21 protein-coding genes are annotated in these 20933 nt (G+C 60.8%); 4 read left to right on the forward strand and 17 right to left on the reverse strand.

Translation table 11 applies throughout. The features are described from left to right. Positions 1–292: 292 nt before the first annotated feature. The 9 genes from VL202_RS05190 to ccoN form a co-directional block, all read right to left on the reverse strand. Positions 293–616, reverse strand: coding sequence for a hypothetical protein (locus VL202_RS05190; RefSeq protein ID WP_325463089.1), 324 nt, complete (start codon positions 614–616; stop codon positions 293–295). 308 nt (positions 617–924) lie between these two features. Next, a complete protein-coding gene (gene ccoS, locus VL202_RS05195) occupies positions 925–1062 on the reverse strand; it encodes a cbb3-type cytochrome oxidase assembly protein CcoS (protein ID WP_325463090.1) in 138 nt (45 codons plus the stop codon). After that, entirely contained in the window at positions 1062–3329 is a 2268-nt protein-coding gene (locus VL202_RS05200; protein ID WP_325463091.1) for a heavy metal translocating P-type ATPase, read from the reverse strand. The genes ccoS and VL202_RS05200 overlap by 1 nt, the downstream gene beginning before the upstream one ends. Next, on the reverse strand, positions 3326–3814 hold the full coding sequence (locus VL202_RS05205; protein WP_325463111.1) for a FixH family protein: 489 nt from the start codon (positions 3812–3814) through the stop codon (positions 3326–3328). Before VL202_RS05205 ends, VL202_RS05200 begins: the two co-directional genes overlap by 4 nt. Before the next feature lie 2 nt (positions 3815–3816). After that, positions 3817–5379, reverse strand: coding sequence for a cytochrome c oxidase accessory protein CcoG (gene ccoG, locus VL202_RS05210; protein WP_325463092.1), 1563 nt, complete (start codon positions 5377–5379; stop codon positions 3817–3819). A gap of 111 nt (positions 5380–5490) precedes the next feature. Beyond that, on the reverse strand, positions 5491–6357 hold the full coding sequence (gene ccoP / locus VL202_RS05215) for a cytochrome-c oxidase, cbb3-type subunit III (RefSeq protein ID WP_325463093.1): 867 nt from the start codon (positions 6355–6357) through the stop codon (positions 5491–5493). Beyond that, the gene (locus tag VL202_RS05220; RefSeq protein WP_325463094.1) at positions 6347–6508 is read right to left on the reverse strand and encodes a cbb3-type cytochrome c oxidase subunit 3; all 162 of its coding nucleotides are present in this window, start codon (positions 6506–6508) and stop codon (positions 6347–6349) included. The genes ccoP and VL202_RS05220 overlap by 11 nt, the downstream gene beginning before the upstream one ends. Before the next feature lie 10 nt (positions 6509–6518). Beyond that, positions 6519–7250 (reverse strand): cytochrome-c oxidase, cbb3-type subunit II, encoded by a 732-nt coding sequence (gene ccoO / locus VL202_RS05225; RefSeq protein ID WP_325463095.1) that lies wholly within the window; start codon positions 7248–7250, stop codon positions 6519–6521. A gap of 9 nt (positions 7251–7259) precedes the next feature. Next, positions 7260–8870, reverse strand: coding sequence for a cytochrome-c oxidase, cbb3-type subunit I (gene ccoN / locus VL202_RS05230; protein WP_325463096.1), 1611 nt, complete (start codon positions 8868–8870; stop codon positions 7260–7262). Between the two features lie 214 nt (positions 8871–9084). On the opposite strand from ccoN, the gene VL202_RS05235 reads away from it, so the two are divergent. After that, the gene (locus VL202_RS05235; protein WP_325463097.1) at positions 9085–9579 is read left to right on the forward strand and encodes a hemerythrin domain-containing protein; all 495 of its coding nucleotides are present in this window, start codon (positions 9085–9087) and stop codon (positions 9577–9579) included. On the opposite strand, the gene VL202_RS05240 is transcribed toward VL202_RS05235, so the two are convergent. From VL202_RS05240 to VL202_RS05270, 7 genes are all read right to left on the reverse strand, one after another. Next, positions 9506–10234 (reverse strand): Crp/Fnr family transcriptional regulator, encoded by a 729-nt coding sequence (locus VL202_RS05240; protein WP_325463098.1) that lies wholly within the window; start codon positions 10232–10234, stop codon positions 9506–9508. The two genes, VL202_RS05235 and VL202_RS05240, sit on opposite strands and share 74 nt — an antisense overlap. Before the next feature lie 173 nt (positions 10235–10407). Continuing rightward, entirely contained in the window at positions 10408–10884 is a 477-nt protein-coding gene (locus VL202_RS05245; RefSeq protein WP_325463099.1) for a BON domain-containing protein, read from the reverse strand. A 115-nt stretch (positions 10885–10999) separates the two neighbouring features. Then, positions 11000–11644, reverse strand: coding sequence for a helix-turn-helix domain-containing protein (locus VL202_RS05250; protein WP_325463100.1), 645 nt, complete (start codon positions 11642–11644; stop codon positions 11000–11002). 79 nt (positions 11645–11723) lie between these two features. Beyond that, a complete protein-coding gene (locus tag VL202_RS05255; protein WP_325463101.1) occupies positions 11724–12068 on the reverse strand; it encodes a transcriptional regulator in 345 nt (114 codons plus the stop codon). Positions 12069–12168: 100 nt separating this feature from the next. Beyond that, complete coding sequence (gene fixJ / locus VL202_RS05260) at positions 12169–12792, reverse strand: response regulator FixJ (protein ID WP_325463102.1); 624 nt, start codon at positions 12790–12792, stop codon at positions 12169–12171. Next, the gene (locus VL202_RS05265; protein WP_414692808.1) at positions 12782–14197 is read right to left on the reverse strand and encodes a PAS domain S-box protein; all 1416 of its coding nucleotides are present in this window, start codon (positions 14195–14197) and stop codon (positions 12782–12784) included. Before VL202_RS05265 ends, fixJ begins: the two co-directional genes overlap by 11 nt. A gap of 262 nt (positions 14198–14459) precedes the next feature. After that, complete coding sequence (locus VL202_RS05270; protein WP_414692806.1) at positions 14460–15401, reverse strand: AraC family transcriptional regulator; 942 nt, start codon at positions 15399–15401, stop codon at positions 14460–14462. A 106-nt stretch (positions 15402–15507) separates the two neighbouring features. Between VL202_RS05270 and VL202_RS05275 the strand changes: the two genes are divergently transcribed. The 3 genes from VL202_RS05275 (at position 15508) to VL202_RS05285 (ending at position 20568) form a co-directional block, all read left to right on the forward strand. Next, positions 15508–16713 (forward strand): MFS transporter, encoded by a 1206-nt coding sequence (locus VL202_RS05275; RefSeq protein ID WP_325463104.1) that lies wholly within the window; start codon positions 15508–15510, stop codon positions 16711–16713. Positions 16714–17125: 412 nt separating this feature from the next. Further along, a complete protein-coding gene (locus VL202_RS05280; protein ID WP_325463105.1) occupies positions 17126–19297 on the forward strand; it encodes a M10 family metallopeptidase C-terminal domain-containing protein in 2172 nt (723 codons plus the stop codon). A gap of 395 nt (positions 19298–19692) precedes the next feature. Then, positions 19693–20568 (forward strand): M23 family metallopeptidase, encoded by an 876-nt coding sequence (locus VL202_RS05285; protein WP_325463106.1) that lies wholly within the window; start codon positions 19693–19695, stop codon positions 20566–20568. Between the two features lie 152 nt (positions 20569–20720). On the opposite strand, the gene VL202_RS05290 is transcribed toward VL202_RS05285, so the two are convergent. Continuing rightward, positions 20721–20933 (reverse strand): SIP domain-containing protein (locus tag VL202_RS05290; RefSeq protein ID WP_325463107.1); only part of this gene is annotated, 213 nt, incomplete at its 5' end.

The following is a 20933-nucleotide window of genomic DNA, read 5'->3' on the forward strand; positions in this document are numbered from 1 at the left end:
CCGGTTTGCCCGCCCCAAGCGAGCTTGCAGGGGCGTGGGCATTTACCACATCACACGGCTGTTCCTCCGGTAACCTCCTGCCAACCCATTTCGGATTATTGAGGGGCCAACATTTTCAGGAGCAAGTTCCATGCATGTCCACCCTCTTCTCAAACGTCCGGAACGGATTGTTGCCCTCGCTGCCATCATGGTCTGGCTCGCCTCGATCGCTCAGGCTGTCGCCCTTTCCTGAACCGAATTGTCCTGTTCCCCATCCAGCGGAGCACTTCGAACGCGCCGTCCCGAATGACAGCTAAAGATGACGGTTCGGAATGATGAATGTGCCATCGAGATTATCGATGCTCTGGCAATTGAGCACCGGGCAGGTCCGATCATCCCGCGTCGGGATATTCTTCCATTCCGCGTACTGGTTATAGTCACAGTAACCGTTGTTGCGAACGAACCGATCATAGATCGGCAGCCCTCTCGGCGATGTCCAGCGGAAGATCACGGCCCCCTGCCGATGGACGGTGGCGCGCGCCTTCTCGCATGTCATCGTCAGGGGATTGTAACGTGAGATCGCCAGGGCGGGCGTCGCGGCGAGGACGAGTACAAGAGTGGCGGCAATTGTCTTCATGATGGAACCCTCCGGTTGACATATAAACTCGCGCTTGAAGGCTTGGTTCCGGTGAGGAGAGCCGGCGCGGTTGGATGACAGCGACACCCCATGCGGAGATATCCATCAGCTATCAAATCACAAGGCGCTCTCCACAGTCCATGGCGCTCTCGGACTCGACGCCGCAAAGACGCCCACAGCGACCTTCGTTCGAACGACCGGCTAAACCCCAATCGTCCCCATCGTTGGATTAAGGTGGTCGAACATGGCTGCGGCGATCATCTCATTGCGATCAGCAGATGGTTTCCGCGCCGGCAAGCCTCCACGCGTCAGTCGTCGATGAGCACCCGCTGCGCGGCCCCGTCCATGTCTTCGTACTGCCCGGAGCGGAGCGCCCAGACAAAGGCGATCAGGCCAAGGCCTCCCAGCACGAGCGCGATCGGCAGGAGATAGAGAAGGACATCCATCAGGCTTCCACCCATTTTCGACGAAGACGAAGCGAGCGCCACACACGCCGAAGCCGGCCCTCGCCCGCAGTCAGGCGCATCGCGTTGCCGATGACGAGCAGCGATGAGCCCGACATGGCGATCGCCGCGATGAGCGGGGTGACGTGTCCGAGGATCGCGATCGGGACCGCGATCAGGTTGTAGCCGATCGCCATGACGAAATTCTGCTTGATCAGCCGCTCGGCCTGGCGTGCGACCTTGAGGGTCAGCGGTACCGCATCCAAGCTGTCGTGCAGGAAGATGAAGTCGGCGGCGCTTTTACCGATATCCGCTGCCGATGATGGAGCCATCGAGACATGCGCGGCCATCATCGCCGGCGCGTCATTGATCCCATCGCCCACCATCAGCGCCCGCGCGCCCGTCGCCGCCAGAGCCCGAAGCCGGTTCACCTTGTCGGCAGGCAGGACCCCGGCGGAAAAATCGCGGATGGACAGTTGCGACGCAACCTGCGCAACGGCTGCCTGCTTGTCTCCGGACAGAACCTCCATCCGCAGGCCATCGCGGCCAAGCATGCTTACAGCCTTGACCGCATCCCGCCTCAACACGTCGATGAAATCGAATGTCGCAACAGCCAGTCCATCCTTCGACAACACGGTGCCAGCCACCGAACCGTCCGCCGCCGTGGCGCTGGTCGCCCAGGATGCGCGGCCAAGCCGCCAGACGTGGCCATCGGCCAGTCCCTCGATCCCAAGTCCGGCGAACTCGCGGACGTCCTGCGGCCGGACGCTGGTCGAAACATGGCCATGCGCTTTGGAAATGGCACGGGAAGCGGGATGAAGGGATGAGCGCGCAAGAGCAACCGCCATGCCCAGCGCATCGCCCTGCACGTCGGATGCCGACCGCAGGATCGGGTTGCCGTTGGTCAGGGTTCCCGTCTTGTCGAAGACGACGGTATCGATCCTGGCCAGGCGCTCGAGCGCACCGCCATCCTTCATCATGATCCCGTTGTCGAACAGCCTGCGCGCGGCAACGACCTGAACGATCGGCACGGCAAGACCGAGAGCGCAGGGGCATGTGATGATCAGGACGGCGGTTGCGACTGTAATCGCGTGGTGCCAATCGCCCGTCGCGAACATCCAGCCGATGAAACTGAGAAGAGCGGTCAGGTGAACGACGGGCGAATACAATGCAGAGGCACGATCGGCCAAGCGCCTGTAGGTGCCCCGCCCCTGCTCGGCGGCCTCCATCAACCCCACCATTTCGGCAAGGAATGAATCCTTGGCCGCCGCGGTGGCGCGCACGATGAGCAGACCGGAAAGATTGTGTGTTCCCGCAAGAATATCGGCGCCCGGTGAGACGCTACGCACCGCGCTTTCACCGGTCGCCAGGGAGCAATCGAGTTCGGACATGCCTTCGACGACCGTCGCATCGACCGGAATCCTGTCTCCAGCGGCGATCACCAGATCCATTCCCGGCTCGATCTGTCCGATCGGCAGATAGTCGCGCCCGCCGCCGGCGGTCAGGCGGACGGCACCACGCGGCGACAGGCGGACCAGCCCGTTCACCGCCGCCCTCGCCTTGTCGCGCATGACATGATCGAGGGTGCGTCCGATCAGGAGGAAGAAGAGCAGCGAGACGGAGGCGTCGAAATAGGCGTGCTCTCCGTGTGTCAAGGTTTCGTAGAGGCTGGTGGAATAGGCAAGAGAAACGCCAATGGCGATGGGCACGTCCATGTTCATCCGGCCATGTCGTACGGCGTTCCATGCCGACCGGAAATAGATGCGTCCGGCAAACACGATGACGGGAATGGCGATCAGCGCCGAGATCCAATGGAAGAGGTCACTGGTCGCGCCTTCGGCACCGGACCAGACCGACACCGAAAGCAGCATGATGTTGCCGGTCGCAAATCCGGAAATCGCAACGGCCAGCAGCAGCTCCGAAAGTGTCTTGTCCTTTCCTGGAACAAGCTCGTCCGACAGATGCGCCGCATAGCCGAGCGCGTCCAATGTTTGGATCATCGGCGGGGGCTCGGCTCCTGTCCATTGGACGGAGACCCTTTTGGTCGAAAGATTGACGCGCGCCGAAATGACGGTCTCGAGCCCGGACAGCTCCGTCTCGATCAGCGACATGCAGGCCGCGCAGTGCATCGAGGGAACGGAAAGATCCGTCTGGAGCAGGCCATCGCCCAGATTCTTCGCGACAAACAGGATTTCATCAGCGGCGGGTCCCGCGGCTTTCAGGGATTCGATATCCGTCGCCACTTCGGCGGAGGGCGCGCAGCAGCTCACCGAAACTCTCCGTTGCGGATCGTGATCCGGCGGATATCGCGATAGGGAACCTTGCGACCCACCTCGCTGTCGATCTCGACATCCCAAATGCCATTGCGGGCTGCGTGCGCGGCTTCGAACGCTCCGTCTCCCTTCGGCTGCAGGCCTATCGTCAAATCGGCCGCCTCGTAGGACGGATGGCGGAACTGGACCGAGACCGAGCTGACCGGCACGGCATTGCCATCGCAGTCCGTCAGCCTGTAACGGATCGTGCCGTCAACGATCGAAAAATCGGGCGTCCAATCAAGTGCGACCTGCTCGCGGCCCTGCTCCAGCTTGCCATTGAACTCCTGGCTGGCGACGTAGCTGTTCTCGACCACCAGCCCGCCGAACGACGAACCGGCGAACCGCGCCATCGTGACATTGACGGCGATGATGACGCCGAAAAATGCCACCATGATCAGCAGCATATGCCGCCCGGTGAACTCCTTGGCCTGCCTTTGCATACTCACTGCGCTGTCTCCGGGGAATTGAACGTGGCGGTGTATTCCGCGCGTTCGCCAGTGGATGGATCGGTAACGACGAAGGCGAAGGTTTTGGCCCCGCTGGACGAAAGCGCCTCGGGATCGGCTTTGACGAACACCCTGATCGTCTTCAGCCTGTCCGGTTCAAGCGTGACTTCCGTTTTCCGCACGCCGGCGTCGCCCAGGCCGGCCACGGCCATGGATGCATCGGAAAGTTCGTCGCCAAGTTCGAGGGTGACCGTTCGCGGCTGTGGCACCATGTTGAGCAGCTTGACCGTATATCCGTTGCGGATCGTCCCGTCGGATAGCCGGACGAATTGCGGGTTTCGATCATGGAGGACATTGATCTCGAGGCGATCCCGTGTTGCCAGCGCGAGGACGATTGCCAGGCCGATAGCGCTCCACGCGCCGAAATAGATGAACGTGCGCGGACGCAGCAGCTTGCGGATATGAAAATGCGCCAGCGTGTCGGAAAAGAATCCGTCGGCGTTGCGGACAAGCTCGGGCGAAACCTCCGACGTCCCGCCGGCCGTTGCGACAGCCATGTTTGCGTTATAGTCGTTCAGAGTCGAATAGCTGATCAGGCCCCGGGCCTTGCCGAGCCTGCCCATGACGTCGTCGCAGGCATCGATGCACAGCGCGCATGTGATGCATTCGAGCTGCTGGCCATCCCGGATGTCGATTCCCATCGGACAGACGGCAACGCACGCATTGCAATCGACACAATCGCCGACACTTGCACCGGAGGCGACCACCCTCTTGGCATGCCGCGTGCGCGGTTCGCCCCGCCAGTCGTTATAGGTCACCGTCAGCGACGTCTCGTCGAGCATGGCGGCCTGGATGCGCGGCCAGGGACACATATAGGTGCAGACTTGTTCCCGCATCAGCCCGCCGAATATGTAGGACGTCGCCGTCAGGATGGCCACGGTTGCATAGGCCGTCGGAATGGCATTGCCAGTGACGAAATCCCTGGCGAGCGTCGGGGCATCGGCGAAATAGAAAATCCACGCCCCGCCCGTCAGGACGGCGACGACAAGCCAGGTGACGTGCTTGGCGAACCGGATGCCGATCTTGGCAAAGGACCAGGGCGCGGCGTCGAGCTTCATCTGCGCGTTGCGATCCCCCTCGAAATAGCGCTCGATGACCAGGAAGAGATCGACCCAGACGGTCTGGGGACAGGCATAGCCGCACCAGGCGCGGCCTACGGTCGATGTTACAAGAAAAAGCCCGATCCCCGCCATTACCAGCAGGCCGGCAATGTAGATGAATTCCTGCGGCCATATCTCGATGAAGAAGAAATAGAAACGGCGGCTCGACAGGTCGATGAGAACTGCCTGATCGGGAGCGAAGGGGCCCCGATCCCAGCGAATCCACGGAACGAGATAATAGATACCCAGCGTGATCGCCATCACGATCCACTTGAACCGCCGGAAAACACCCGATGCCTGCTTGGGAAAGATTTTCTTGCGGCGGGCGTAAAGCGGTTGACGGTTGGCGGTCGCATTGCTGGCGACGACGTCCGGCCTCGTCACATCTCTGTTGTCCATACCCGCTGACCTCGCATGCGCATCAGACCAGCCGGTTTCTCAAAAAATGGCTGGCATGGAGCGGACCATGCCAGCCGAGGGAATTTTCGACCTTGATCAGGATCAAGCAATCTACTTTTCGCCACCGCCGAGCGAGTACACGAAGGCTGCGAGTTCCTTGATCGCTGCATCTCCGAGCCGGGCCTCCCAGGCCGGCATGACACCGGCCCTGGGCGTACGGACCTGGGCCGCGATCGCTTCCTCTCCGGCTCCATAGAGCCAGATGGCATCTGTCAGATCCGGCGCACCCATTTCCTTGTTTCCCTTGGCGTCGTCGCCGTGGCAGGCCGCACAGTTTTGCGCGAAGACCTCCTTTCCGGGCTCGACCAGCGCGACGTTTTTCACTGGTCCGGAAAGGCCCGCGATGAATGCGCTCACCTGGGAGATCTGTTCGCCGTCGAGGACATCGGCGAAGGGCGGCATGATGGAATCCCTTGTCTCGCCGTCCTTGGCGAAGCGGATTCCGTGCGCGACCGTTTGCCGGATCTGCTCAGCGGTTCCGCCCCAAAGCCAATCGTCGTCATTAAGGTTGGGGAAGCCTTGGGAGCCCTCGGCACCTGAGCCATGGCACTGCACGCAGTTCATCTTGAACGCGGCGCCGCCGGCTGCGACAGCCACGCTGCGAAGCTGGTCGTCGGCGAGGATATCGTCGATCGACGTCTCCTTGATGGCCGCCATGTAGCCGCTTCTCGCGGTGTCGGCTGCGGCAAGGTCCTTTCGGACCTCGCTCCGGCTCGAAAACCCGAGAAACCCCTGCGTCGAACTCGTCAAGAGCGGCCATGCCGGATAGGCGATCGCATAGAGCAGCGCCCAGAGGATCGTCGCGTAGAACGTCCATACCCACCAGCGCGGCATGGGATTGTCGAGTTCGCGGATGCCGTCCCATTCATGGCCGGTGGTCGATACGCCGGAAATCTCGTCAACCTGCTTATCGCTCATCGCCATCGTCCTTCAGGGGAATATGCGCGGCCTCGGCGCTTGCGTTGCGACTGCCGGGACGAAAAACGAAGGCTGACGCGGCCAGAAAAAACACCAGCATCGCGAGAAGCCCCCAGCTGTCGGCAAATGTCCGCATTGTATGATAGTCCATGCTTGTCTCCTCAGCGGTCGCCGCCTGTCTCATCATAGGTCTTGAAGTCCACCAGCGTGCCCAGCATCTGCAGATACGCGATCAGCGCATCCATCTCGGTGAGCGCTTGGGGATCCCCGTCGAAATCGCCGGTCTTTGCCTTGGGGTAGCGTGCCTCGAAGGCCGACGTATCCGCGTCCGGCGTGGACTGCGTCTTTGCATCCTCCACCGCTGCATCGATCATTTCCTTCGAATAGGGCACGCCGACACCCGCATTGGCGGACAGATGCGCCGACAGGTCGTTGATCGGGAGCAGCGTCGATTTCAGGAAGGCGTAGCTCGGCATGATGGATTCCGGCACCACGGACTGCGGATCGACGAGATGCTGCGCATGCCACTCATTGGAATACCGGTCGCCGACGCGGGCGAGATCCGGTCCCGTCCGCTTCGACCCCCACTGGAACGGATGGTCGTACATCGATTCCGCCGCCAGGCTGTAATGCCCGTAACGCTCGACCTCGTCGCGGAACGGCCGGATCATCTGGCTGTGGCAGACATAGCAGCCTTCCCGGACATAGATGTTGCGCCCCGCAAGTTCGAGCGGCGTATAGGGACGCATCCCTTCGACCTTTTCGATCGTGTTCTGCAGGTAGAAGAGAGGGGCGATCTCGACGATGCCGCCGATGGTGACCACGAGAAGCGAACCGATCAGCAGAAGGGTCGCGTTGCGCTCGATGATCGCGTGTTTGTCCATAATGGCCATGGGGCGCTCCTATTCGGCCGGCTGAGGGTAGGGAAGCGTTCCGCCGCTCGGCGCTTCATCGCGTTGATGTCCAAGGATCGTCATGGTGATGTTGAAGGCCATCAGGAGCGCACCCGACAGATACAGAACCCCACCCAGTGCACGGATCAGATAGTAGGGATGGAGGGCCGCGACGCTTTCGACGAACGAGTAGACGAGAAAGCCCTGCTCATCATGTTCGCGCCACATCAGGCCCTGCTGGATGCCGGAAACCCACATGACGGCGGCGTAAACGACAATCCCGAGGCTTGCCAACCACAGATGCCAACTGACCATGCGCAGGGAGTAAAGGCGTTCCCGTGCCCAGAGCTTCGGCACCATGTAGTAGAGTGCGGCGAAAGCGATCAGGCCGTTCCAGCCAAGCGCGCCCGAGTGAACGTGACCGATGGTCCAGTCCGTGTAGTGCGACAGGGAGTTCACCGTCTTGATCGACATCATCGGGCCTTCGAAGGTCGACATGCCGTAGAAGGCGATGGCGGCCACCATCATGCGGATGATCGGATCGGTGCGGAGCTTGTCCCATGCGCCGGACAGGGTCATCAGGCCGTTGATCATGCCACCCCAGGAGGGCATCCACAGCATGATCGAAAACACCATGCCGAGCGTCTGCGCCCAGTCGGGCAGCGCCGTGAAGTGAAGGTGATGCGGGCCTGCCCAGATATAGAGGAAGATCAGCGCCCAGAAGTGGATGATGGACAGGCGATAGGAATAGACCGGACGGTTGGCCTGCTTGGGCACGAAGTAATACATCATGCCCAGGAAGCCGGCGGTCAGGAAGAAGCCGACCGCATTGTGGCCATACCACCACTGCGTCAACGCGTCCTGGACGCCGGAGAAGGCCGAGTAACTCTTCGAACCGAGGAACGAGACCGGAAGGCTGAGATTGTTGACGATGTGCAGCATGGCGACGGTGACGATGAACGCCAGGTAGAACCAGTTCGCCACGTAGATGTGGGGCTCCCTGCGCTTGATGATCGTGCCGAGAAAGACGATGAGATAGGCAACCCAGACGATGGTCAGCCAGAGATCGACATACCATTCGGGCTCGGCATATTCACGAGACTCGGTAATGCCCAGCAGGTAGCCGGTTGCCGCCATGACGATGAAGAGCTGGTATCCCCAGAAGACGAACCAGGCCAGATCGCCGCCAAACAGCCGCGCGCGCGAGGTTCTCTGCACGACGTAGAAGGAGGTTGCGATCAGAGCATTGCCGCAGAAGGCGAAGATGACGCCCGAGGTGTGCAGCGGCCGCATCCGCCCGAAATTGAACCAGGGCTCGATATTGAGCGCGGGATAGGTCAGTTGCAAGGCGACGATGACACCGACGAGCAGGCCGACAACTGCCCAGAACATGGTGGCGATGGTGCCGTAGCGAATGGGTCCATCCATATAGGCGGACGGATCGGCCGCGACCGCGGGCTGGAAGTTTTCCCGCCGCAAGAGAACGATCACGGAAAGGACCAAAACGGCAGCGAGGACCCACATATGGCTTTCAAACGCTTTGTCATGCGCGAAGGCTGCGGCAAGAATTGCGAGGAAGCTGAATATCCCCAGACTGATGATGGACGTTGCATGCCTCATGAGAAATTCCCCGACTTTTGGATAGCCGGAGATTTCCTCCATCCGAACCAGGGTCGCCTTGATTTAGGTCAAGGATTTCGCATTCGACCGGGAGCAGTCTGCGTGTCGAGGGATCAGGAGCCAGAGCATGTGGATCAACCGGAACGAAGCGACCGCCTGTCTAGGGCCATGTGAACCCAGTTGCCTGTCGAGCGAGGCGCTCGGAAGGTTGAGCATGACCGAGGCGATGACGCGAATCCACCACAGGAAGATCGCGATCTGCGCTGAGCTCGAAACCATCGCCGATTGCCTGCCCGCCAACATCGATCACCTGACATGCCTGCAGGTCGCGGCCACGCTTCTGCCGACGTTGCGGCTGGCGCATGACTATGAAGAAACCGTGGTTTTCCCGGCCTACGAAAAGGCGGTCGCGGACAGCGGTCGCGCCCTGTCCACCGACAGGCTGCGCGGCGAGCACATTTCCGACGCGTGCTTCGCGGCGGATCTGACCGGGATATTGCTTGACATCGGGCACGGCGGCGCCGTCCAACAGCCGGAAACCCTGGGCTTCATGTTGCGCGGCTTCTTCGACAGCCTTCGTCGCCATGTGGCCTTCGAAAGAGAGCATGTCGCTCCCCTTGTGTGCGATAGCGCGTTCACGCCCCCGAACAGATCTTCAAACGAGCGGGGTTGTCCACCACGATGTGGCGCGTCTGCACGATCCGTATGACGCCGTCGATCCGCAGCCGCGTCAACTGACGGCTGACCGTTTCGATAGTGAGGCCAAGGAAATCGGCGATTTCCTGCCGCGTCATCGGGAGGTCGAATTTTATGACCTCACCATGCGGTTTCGCCGCCGGTTCGCTCGCGCTTGCGATCAGAAGCAGATAGCTTGAGACCTTTTCGAGTGCGGTTTTTCGCCCCAGCGTCAACATCCAGTCCCGGGCGCCGTCGAGTTCGCGCAAGGCCTGTTTCAGAAGGCCCTGCTTGAGTTGCGGCGACTGATTGATCAGCGCATCGACCGATCGCCTCGGAAAGGAGCAGAGAACCACATTCGTGGCAGCCTGCGCCGTCACCGTGCTTTCGGCCTGAAACGGCCGCCCCAGGAAATCGGAAGCAAACTGCAGGCCGACAATCTGCTCGCGCCCATCGGGCAACCCTTTCACGAGCTTGACCACGCCGGACAGGATGTTGGCATATCCTTCGACCACCGTTGCATCACCGATCAGTTCGGAGCCCATGTCCAGCCGCTTCTTTGTCGAGGTCCTGGAAAGAGCGCTCAACTGCTCCGGGTCGAGCGCTGCGCAGACCCCGCGTTGCCGGACCTGGCAGGCGGCACAGAGGACCGGAACATCGGACATACGCACCTCACATCTGTCATTCATCGCAAATCCATCCTGGCATCCCACTGACGGGCTGATGGAACAGATATAGGCGAGAGCCGGTTTTCGGCGGTTTGATCCAGATCAATTTCCAGGCAGCATCCGGGCTGCCCGGCAGCTTCATTTGGTCGCGGTTTCCGTCAGGTGCTGCAAAGGTGATGGTGCCATACCCGCAATCAGGCGGCGCTCTCCAGAGCGCTCGCATCCGCCCGCCGCGAGGACGAGACCACCAGATGATTGTCGAATCCCGCACAACCGCGAACCATCCTGGCGAACTGTTCCGCCCTTTCGAAATCGTCCCTGCAACCGACATGGCCGGTCAGCGTGACCCACCGGTCCTCGACACGGACACGCACGTCCCGCCCCTTCATCTGGAGGTTCCACTCGACCATCCTCAGCATCCGGCGCGCGATCTCCTCATCGGTATCGAGGAATTCCAGGTCGGCGGCGATATGGATTTTCTGGGCCAGCCCCCGGACGTCCGGAAGATTGAGGATGGCGAACTCGATCATTCCCTTGTGACTTGCCTCGCTGACATGCCCGGTCAGCACCACGACGCCCTGATGCACGGCAACCCCGATCTCGGACGGCGTGATGAGGGGCAGGCATTCCAGAGTTTCGAGCACCCGGGCCCGCAGGTTGAGATCTTCCATCGCCGCATTCCCTTCACACATATTGCGCATCACAAGATGCTCGCAGGCCATGCGGAGGTCTTTGATGGGGATCAAACAACGGAGACAGAACGACCGTTTCGGTATTCGTGGACCTTTAGCCGCACAGCAGGGCAAGCCGCTCAGGCTGGACGATTTCGATGGTCTTGACGCCATGAAACTTGAGAATGCCTTCGTCACGAAGCTTCGAGAAACCGCGAGAGACCGTCTCGATGGTCATTCCCAGATAGTCGCCGATATCGACGCGGGTCATCTGGAGATCGATCGTGTCGACATCGCCCAGGCGTTCGGCAAGATCGACCAGAAACGCCCCGAGCCTTTCGAGGGCGCTCTGGCGGCCGACAACCAGCAGATGTTCGCGCGCATCCAGCATGCTGCCAAGCGCAAGCGCCATCAGGTCCTGCGACACCATTTCACCGGCGACAAGCGAGACCTTCGACAGGCCCGCATGAACCGTCGTTTCGGCGAAGAAGCGGTGCGTTCCGCCGGCCTCCAGTCCGAACGTTTCTCCGGCAAGATGGAATGCCACGATCTGACGCCGGCCATCGGCATGCAGCCTGTAGACACGGACAGCGCCGAATTCGACCCGGTAAAGGGAGCCGGCCCTGTCACCCTGCGCGAAGATTTCGGTGTCGGGGGCAAACAGGGTGATCTGCCCGACACAGGGCGGATAGGAGCCGGAAAGCGGGCGCAACGCCGCTGGAGTATTGGACTGGGTGGGTTTGCGTGCGCTTGAAAACATTGTCGTTTCCCCGTTGAATCTGAGGCGACTATGGCCTTGCGATTCCATCCGGGAAATTCGGTTGTACCACTACGGGATTTTACGTACGTGCCCGATGGAAGTGCCTGACGCCCTCGACAATGTCGCTCCCGTCCAGAGGCTTGGGGATCAGGCGGATGGTGGCGGCGACATTCGGCTGCGGCATGCCGTCGGTAAGCAAGACGATGCGATTTTCAGGCTTCAGCAAGGCGTCCCTGGCATCCGCATCCTTGCGGCAGATATCCACATCGACGATCACGCAAGCCGACAGCGGGATCAGCTCGCGCGCGGCCTGCCAGGAGCCGCAGGATTGGACAGCGTATCCCTCCACGCCCAACGCAAATGCCAGGGAACGCAGCAAGGCGTCGTCATTGGCGATCGCGACGATGGACTGAGGCGTTTGCAATGTTCTTGTCCGTTATCCGCAACCGGAACATGTGCGGCAGACAATCAGGTAGCGTGCGAGCGGCAACGCCACCTTGTTCTCGATCAATCGGTTCTCGAAATCAGGCGACGGGAGTAAAGCCCGCCGCCAGGACCATGCGAACAAGCTCGGGAAGGCTCTTGGCCTTCATCTTCCCCATGACATTCGAGCGATGGACCTCGACGGTGCGGGGACTGATGTCGAGATCGTAGGCAATCGACTTGTTCGGCAAGCCGGCGACAACGGCGGACAGGACCTGCCGTTCACGATCGCTGAGTGATGCCAGCCTGTCGCGGACATCCGCCGCCGATTCATTCGTAACGGCCTTGTCACGGAGCTGTTCGGCGGCCCGGCGAATGGCTTCGATGATGACCGTATCTTCGAACGGCTTCTCGATGAAGTCGATGGCGCCGGCCTTCATGGCTTCCACCGCCATCGGCACATCCCCGTGCCCTGTGACAACCAGGGATGGAATTTTGTTCGGAAGCTTCGACACGACCCGGATCAGGTCCACGCCCGTCATGTCCGGCATGCGCAGATCCGTAACCAGAACGGCGTCGCGCGCGCCGGGCGCAAAGTGGGCGAAGGCGGTGGCGGAATCGTGCACCCGGACCGCAAATCCGTTGATGGTCAGCATGAAGGCAAGCGATTTCCGTACGGCTTCCTCGTCATCGACGATGTGAACGGTAAAGTCATCACTCGACATGGTCTTCTCTTTCTTCGTGGGCCGGCAGGGTGAACTGGAAGCAAGCGCCGCCATGCGCCGTGTGCGACACGGTCATCACTCCACCATGGGCCTCGACGATCCGCTTCGATATCGACAGCCCGATGCCCATTCCTCCAGGTTTCGTCGTCGTGAACGGTTTGAACAATTGCGCCGAGATTTCCTCCGGGATGCCAAAGCCCGTATCCTCGACAATGACGGTGACTTCCCCCGGGGCGCCTGGTTGAATGCGCACGACGAGATCCTTTTCAGGTGCGTCCTTCATGGCTTCAACGGCGTTTCGCATCAGGTTGATCAGCACCTGCTGAATCTGGATGCGATCGGCCATCACCATGTCGGCGCCGGGGTGATAATCGAAGACGGTCCTGACCCCTTTCTCGCGTGAGCCAACCAGTGCCAGCGCTCCTGCCTCCTCGACGAGTTGGCGAATATTCTGCGGGGCCTTGTCCGTTTCGCCTTTCGTCACGAATTCGCGCAGATGCTTGATGATCTGCCCGGCCCGGAGCGACTGGTTCCCCGCCTGAGCGAGGGCGTCGCGCATCATCACCGCAACATCCGTATCCATGTCGCGCAGCAGGCGAGAACAGCCATGCACGTAATTTGCGATGGCTGACAGCGGCTGATTGAGTTCATGCGCCAAGGTCGAGGCCATCTCTCCCATTTCGTTGAGTCGCGCAAGGCGCGCCAGTTCCGCCTGGATTTCCTCGAGGCGCGCGGCCGATTCCTCCCGCTCGGTAAGGTCTCGGATGAAACCGGTAAAAAATCTCTTGTCCCCCGACCGCATCTCGCCAACCGCAAGCTTCATCGGAAAGGTAGACCCATCCTTGCGCTGACCGACGACGACGCGATCGACGCCAATGATCCGCTTTTCCCCTGTGACGAGGTAACGGTTCATGTAGCCATCGTGTTCCCGACGATAAGGCTGGGGCATCAGCATGCGAAGATTCTGTCCGACGACTTCCGTCTCGGTATAGCCGAACTGTCGGACCGCCGCCGCGTTGAAGGAGACGATCGTGCCGTCCGGCGCGCTGACGATCGTGGCATCGAGAACGGTATCGAGGACAGACTTCAGATGCGCCTGACTGACATCGAGCGCCGCTCTGGCGCGCTTGGCATTCGCGGACGCGGTGCGAAGTCTTTCCCCGACGAACGCAGTCCCGCAGGCGACAACCATGAACAGCCCCAGCCGTGGCCAGGGCATGTCGGCGAGCGCCAGCGTCTGCGCATCGACGATGACCGCAAGGACGCAAAAAAATCCGGCGGCTACCAATGTGGGGAAAAGTCCGCCGATGACCGAAATGACCAGCAGTGCCGGCAGGAACACGATCGCCGACATGGCAATCGGGTCATTCCCGACGAAAAGCACCGTCAGGATCGAAAGACCGATCACGAACAGGCACAGGATATGGGCAGGCCATCCGGACAGTCTTCCACGAGAAGCATGCGAACCTGAGCCCGCGCCAAAGGCATCGTTCCGTTTCGACATGTCCTGAAATCTACGTCCGTCGTTCTGCTTACCCTATCCGCGCCGGCAATGACGGCTTGGAGAACGAGAGCTTCTAGCATGTGAAAATCGACCCTGTCCACGCGGGAAAGCGGACGCTCCCGATCCGTGAAGCCGCGTCATTGAACTCCTTACCCCGCTCCGGTCAGACAGACGAAACCCCATTCATCTTCTGATGCTCTCGGAACCGACTGGGTGACGCGCCGATGATGCGCTTGAAGGCGCGGCTGAAGGAGGCTTCGGAATCGTAGCCGAGGCGTTCGGCAATCACCGCGACGCGCTGGCCTTCCTGCAGCCACTGGTGCGCCTGATGCATACGCATCTTGGCGACGTAGCGGGCGGGCGTTTCACCGACCACGGTCGCGAACCGCTGGGCAAAACCGGAGCGCGATGCCCCCATATGCCGCGCGAGTTCACCGACGCTCCAGTCATGCGACGGATCGAGATGGATGGCCGCCAGGACACGACCGACTTCGGGATTGCGGACCGCCGCCAGCCAGCCCGTCGAATCGCCGCAACCATGCTCGACCCAGGTCCGGATAAGGGTGGCGGTCAGGACATCGGCGAGACGGGAGAGAATGCCCCCTGCCCCGACGCGATTCATCTCGACTTCCCGCAGCATCGCATCGAGCAGAAGCGGGATCGTCGGTTCGCTGACGGCCAGATCGCTGGTGCGCATGACCTCCGGCATCAGTTCGAGCAGCGGATGGCGCTTGTCGACATTGAAGCGCATCACCGCAAAGAACAACAGGTTGCTTGAGTCCGGATCGGCGCATTGCAGATCGACGATGCCGTCGCAGAGACGCTTGCGGGCCATGCATTCCACCGATATGGGCGGCAGGCCCGGCTCGCTTGCCAGGACATGCGTATCCCCGCGTGGCAAGAGGATAGCGTCGCCGGCATGTAGTTGCGTCCACTCCCCGGACGAGGACTGCAGGAAGGCATTTCCAGCGGCGAGAAAATGAAACTGCGCCTCGGCCTTCGCGGGATAAGCTGTCGCCCAGGGCGCCGACGGCTGGCAGCGGCCATACTCCACGCCGTCCAGCCGCAACCCACGCAGCATCTCGGTCAACGGATCGGTCGTCACGACGCATCCTTTTATTTGGACGAATGATCATGTCTTATAGACTTTTCAGCATAGAAACACCAGCGTTTCCCGTCTAGCCTTCTGCCAACACTCATGGAGACAGCGAATGAACGGCAAACAAACAACAGGCTTTCGGGACGATGACGAGCACACCAAGCCTCTGTGGGCGGGCGTGATTTCTCTCTCCCTGGGCGTCTTCGGACTTGTCACGGCAGAATTCCTGCCCGCCAGCCTGCTGACGCCGATGTCACACGACCTCGGCGTCAGCATCGGCGCGGCCGGACAATCCGTGACCATGACAGCGGTGGTCGGGGCCTTCGCGGGGCCTGCCGTCGTGGTCGGCACAAGCCGCTTCGACCGGCGCTATACGCTTCTGGGCCTGACCGCTCTCCTGATCCTTTCCAGCGTGCTGGCGGCCCTGTCCAGCGGGATGCCGATGCTGCTGCTATCACGCGCCCTGCTCGGGATTGGTCTTGGCGGGTTCTGGGCGATGTCGCTTGCTCTCGCGATGCGGCTCGTGCCGGAACGGCTGATGCCCCGGGCGATGGCCATCATCATGGGCGGCGTATCCGCCGCGACCGTCTGCGCGGCGCCGGTCGGTGCCTGGGTCGGAGAACTGATGGGCTGGCGGTTCGCCTTCGTCATTACGGCTACACTCGGGGTCTTCGCATTTCTGATGCAGGCCCTGACACTCCCTGCCATGCCGTCCAGCGGTCGGGCAAATCTCGGCACGATGGCGAGCGTCCTGCGCCGGCCCGCCATCCGCATCGGTCTCCTGACGATCCTTCTGGCCGTCGCCGGCCATTTCGCCGGCTTCACCTTCATCCGTCCGTTTCTCGAGGATGTGCCGCATTTTGGCGTCGAAGGCGTATCCGGGGTCCTGCTGGCCTTCGGCATCGGCGGTTTCCTTGGAAATTTTGCCGGCGGCTTCGTTTCCGAACGGAACACCGCGCTGTCGATAACCCTGGCGGCCGGTGGCATCGCCATCGCGGCCCTCATCCTGGCTTTCGCCGGCGCCTCTCCGGTCGTCGCCACCATTGCCACGACGTTCTGGGGTTTTGCCTTCGGTGCGCTTCCGGTCAGCGTTCAAAGCTTCGTCACCCAGGCCGCTTCGGATGAAGCGGAAAGCGCAGGCGCCCTGACCCTCACGACGTTCCAGATCGCGATTTCGAGCGGCGCGGTGTTCGGCGGCCTGATCGTCGGCACCCACGGCCCGGCCGGTGTCTTCGCCTTTGCCGGATTGTCAGCACTCTTGGGCGCAATGCTGATCGGGTTTGCCGGGCGTACACGGCTCGCCGCCACTGCGGGATAGCGCTCAAGCGAGCGGAAACCTACGCTTGCCAACGGCGCCAACCCGAGCGAGGACGACTCGTTCGGGCTGGCGCGTCGGATTCCCCCATTGGCTGGAGGGGGCTCTGACAGCCTGTGTTACCTATCCGCACTGGGCTGAGGTGCACAAATAGCGGTACAGCAGTTGCGGCAAGCAGAATGCGGCGCAGTCTGTACGTATGCAGCGAAAGCGCCTCTCTCCCGGATGACGACCTTGGATTGTCAGCAATGGGCAGCGATTGTCGATTGGACATCATCATGGCCTGAGTGCAGAAAGGGCACGTTACCGGGCAAGCGGTGATCCAAATACAGCTTCACGCACAATACGGAAATTGACTTCGACGCGTTAAAGTTATTCATGGATGCAGTTTTGTACAATCATGGCGGGATTTTAATTGAAAAAATATTTTCGCGGAAAGTTTTCCGATCTGAACGACGGTTCGAGCGACAAGGCCGATTGGTCGTCGTTTCACTCTTCTTCCGATGACCTCTTCTCTGGTGGAGCAAGTTTCTCCACTCCAAGTTCCTCGATGATTCCGTTCGACAGAAAATTGTTCGATGGATCGACCGATCGGAGCGAACAAGCCGATTCACTGATCAGCCCGACGCAGATGCAGGAAGTTTCGTTCCTGACGGGTTTGAATCCCGACGGAACGGTGATTACCGATCCCGCTCTTTCCTTTTGGTCCAGCACAGGCCGGACAGCACAGAAATGGGGTGGTGGCGCGGCTGGAACCGAAGGAACAATCACCTACAAGTTTGACGCCGCCTCCAACCTGACCGCCAGTGAAAAAGCCGTTTATCAGAGCATTTTCGCCCTCTGGGAATCGGTCGCCGATGTTCACTTCGTTGAAGACGTCAATGGCGCGGCGACCATCCGGCGCGGCAACGATGGCGGTGCCTATGTCAGTTCCTCAACCACAACCGGGAGCGGCTCGACGGTTGGAACCATCGTGAGTTCGCTTCTTTCGATCGACAACAGCCAGACCTCGTTTGAACTGACTGGGTCGTTTGACACTGTCGGCGGTTACGGCATCAACACGATTATCCATGAAGTCGGCCATCTGCTCGGGCTGGGTCACGGCGGGACGTACAATGGGGCCGTGTCACCTTCGACACAGCAATACAGTGCCTACGACGATCGCCAGTATACGATCATGTCGTACATCTTTTGGGCAGACACCGACGGCAAGTATTTCAACGAGAACCCCAACGGCGGAACAAATTGGGGAGCGACGAACGACAGCTATTATCGCCAGGCACCGCATACGATGATGATGCTGGACATCCAGGCCATCCAGCAACTTTACGGCGCTTCGGATAGCTCCCCGCTGGGCGGTGGGCAGACCTATGGCTTCAATACCAATATCGCGGGGCCGATCGCCCGCTTCTTCGATTTCACCGAGAACACGTCTCCGGTCGTCACGCTGTTCAATCTGGGCGTCGGCAATACGCTTGATGTTTCCGGATACAGCCAGGCAGCAACGATCAACCTGAACGGAGGTGCGTTCAGCAGCGTTGGCGGCCTGATCAACAACGTTGCCATCGCCGCAGGAACGCGAATTGATACCGCCATCGGCGGATCCGGCAATGACACTATCAATGGCAACAGTTTCGACAACACCCTGAACGGCGGCGCGGGCGCCGACAATCTCGACGGAGGCATCGGCAATGACCGCCTGGACGGCGGCATCGGGGTCGACACGATGACGGGCGGCATCGGCGACGATCACTATATCGTCAACAATGCCGGCGATGTCATCAACGAGGTCGCGGGCGGAGGCACCGCCGACCGGGTCTCGGCGCGGGCAAGCTATGTTCTGGCGGCCGACGACGATATCGAGCTTTTGACGACGGTATCCTCCTCGGCGACCACGGCGATCAACCTGACCGGCAACGCGCTCCACCAGGACATTATCGGCAATTCCGGCAACAATACCCTCAGAGACGGCGCGGGCGCCGCCGACCTTCTGAAGGGGCTGGCCGGCAACGATACCTACCAGATCTATACCAAGACGACGACGATCGTGGAAACGGGTGCTAGCGACACTGCGGACAGGGTCATGGCCGGCGTCGATTATACACTCGGCGCCGGCGTGCGCGTCGAGATCATGACGACGAACGGCGCGAGCGGGCTATCCGGCATCGACCTCACGGGCAACGAATTCGTCCAGGCGATCACCGGCAATGCCGGCAACAATATCCTGAACGGCAAGGGTGGCAGCGATACGCTGAAGGGTCTTGGCGGCCTGGACACGTTCGTGTTCAACACGGCGCTGGGACCAAGCAATGTCGACAAGATCCTCGACTTCAACGTCGCTGATGATACGATCAAGCTCGAGAACGCGATCTTCACCGCCCTGACTTCGGTCGGCACCCTGGCCGCGTCGCTTTTCAAGGACAATTTCCTGGCGCCGCGGGATGCGAATGACAAGATCATCTACAATTCCAACACCGGCTCGCTGTTCTACGACGCCGATGGATTGGGGAGCGCATCCACCGCCGTGAAATTCGCGTCGCTGACGACGGGCCTGTCCCTGACCGCATCCGACTTCATCGTGATCTGAGGACGACGGCTCCTGGCGTATCGGCACGCAGTGCCTGCGCCAGGAGTTTGTTTGCGGCTTGCTGGCAACGGACGCTGGGTGCCAGCCGGCGGCTCCGAGAAGCGCGTTTTGGGTTCCCCATGACGCACCGCTCGTTCCAGCGAATTGCCGTTCTGGCTGCCCACCCACACGAGTCGCGGCCTGAAACCACCTCGGTTGTCCGAACGGAAAACCGTTCGTCGATATCCGAGTTGTGATAGACTGCGAACTCCATCATCACGAAGCCGGGGCAGCCGTTGCTTGGTCTCATATGCCGCTCGATATTTGGTGCATTTACCGCCGTGCTTCTCGGTTCGTCCGCGTCTGCCATCGAACTGCGATTGCCGGCGGAGTGCGAACTCCGAAAAACCTGCTTCATGCAACAATATGCCGACATGGCAGCCGGCGATGCGGTGGTCGATCCGCTCTGCGGCAGCATGACATATGACGGTCATTCCGGGACGGATCTGCGCATCCTTTCGCTGAAGGATATGGAGGCGGGATTCCCCGTCATCGCAGTCGGCGACGGCACGGTGCTTCGGGTTCGCGACCAAGAGCAGGACCATCTCGTCGAAACCGAAGCCGACAGAGCCGGTATCGCCGGACGAGAGTGTGGCAACGGCTTGGTCCTGCAGCTTCAGGATGACTACGAAGTCCAGTATTGCCACCTGCAAAAGAACAGCCTGACAGTCAGGCCGGGAGACACTGTCCGTACTGGTGACCGGCTCGGCAAGATCGGCGCATCCGGCCTGGCACAGTTTCCCCATGTCCACATCACGGTCACCCGGCACGGCGATACTCTCGACCCGCTGACAGGCCGGAAGCTCTCGGACGGCTGCGCGTCGACATTCCGGCCAGGGGAATCGCTGTTCGCGCCGGAGATTGTTGCGAAGCTGGATCCGACGAAGCCGGATATCCTTGCCATCGGGGTGGCGGGAAAACCCGTCGTCTACGAAGCGCTCGTCCGGGAGGGGCCACCGCCGGTCGTGTCGGCCAAAGACACTATGTTCGTCACATGGGCGTGGTTTGCCAATCTGAAAAAAGGCAGTGCGATCAGGTTCGTGCTGAAGGACCTGAACGGCGATACCCTTTTCGAACATATTGGCGAACCACTCGAGCGGAACAAGGCTGCCTATTCCGCTTTCGCCGGAAAAAAGCGTTCGCTGCCTGCCGGGCACTACCAGGTTGACGTTTCCGTGACTTTGGACGGCACGATCGTCAGGAACGCTGTTTCGGACATCTCCGTTCGCTGAGATTGCCGGCGATGCATGCGTGCGTCATCATTCCGGCCTGCCGCCGAACCCTCGACTTCAAACATGGAATGCACGTGATCTGCGCACGGCCGGGACGGCCTCGGATATAACTGCCTACTGCAACTGGATTTCCCCCGTGCCCCGCCGGTGGTTCACGGAGAACTTCTCTCCCAATACCAGGCGACATACATTTTCTTTCGGTCATGCTGCCGTTCCTTGAGGAACGATCGGAGGGTGCGGATGTCCTGTTTTTCGCAGGCGGCCCAGACGAACGTCTCCCGATCGACGCTGTCGATCACGGCTTTGGCCTCGGCCAGAAGATGCCCGGTGGCGTGCTCAGGATAGCTGCTCCGGTGCAGCCAGCG

The organism is Pararhizobium sp., from assembly GCF_035497515.1.
Classification (GTDB): domain Bacteria; phylum Pseudomonadota; class Alphaproteobacteria; order Rhizobiales; family Rhizobiaceae; genus Pararhizobium.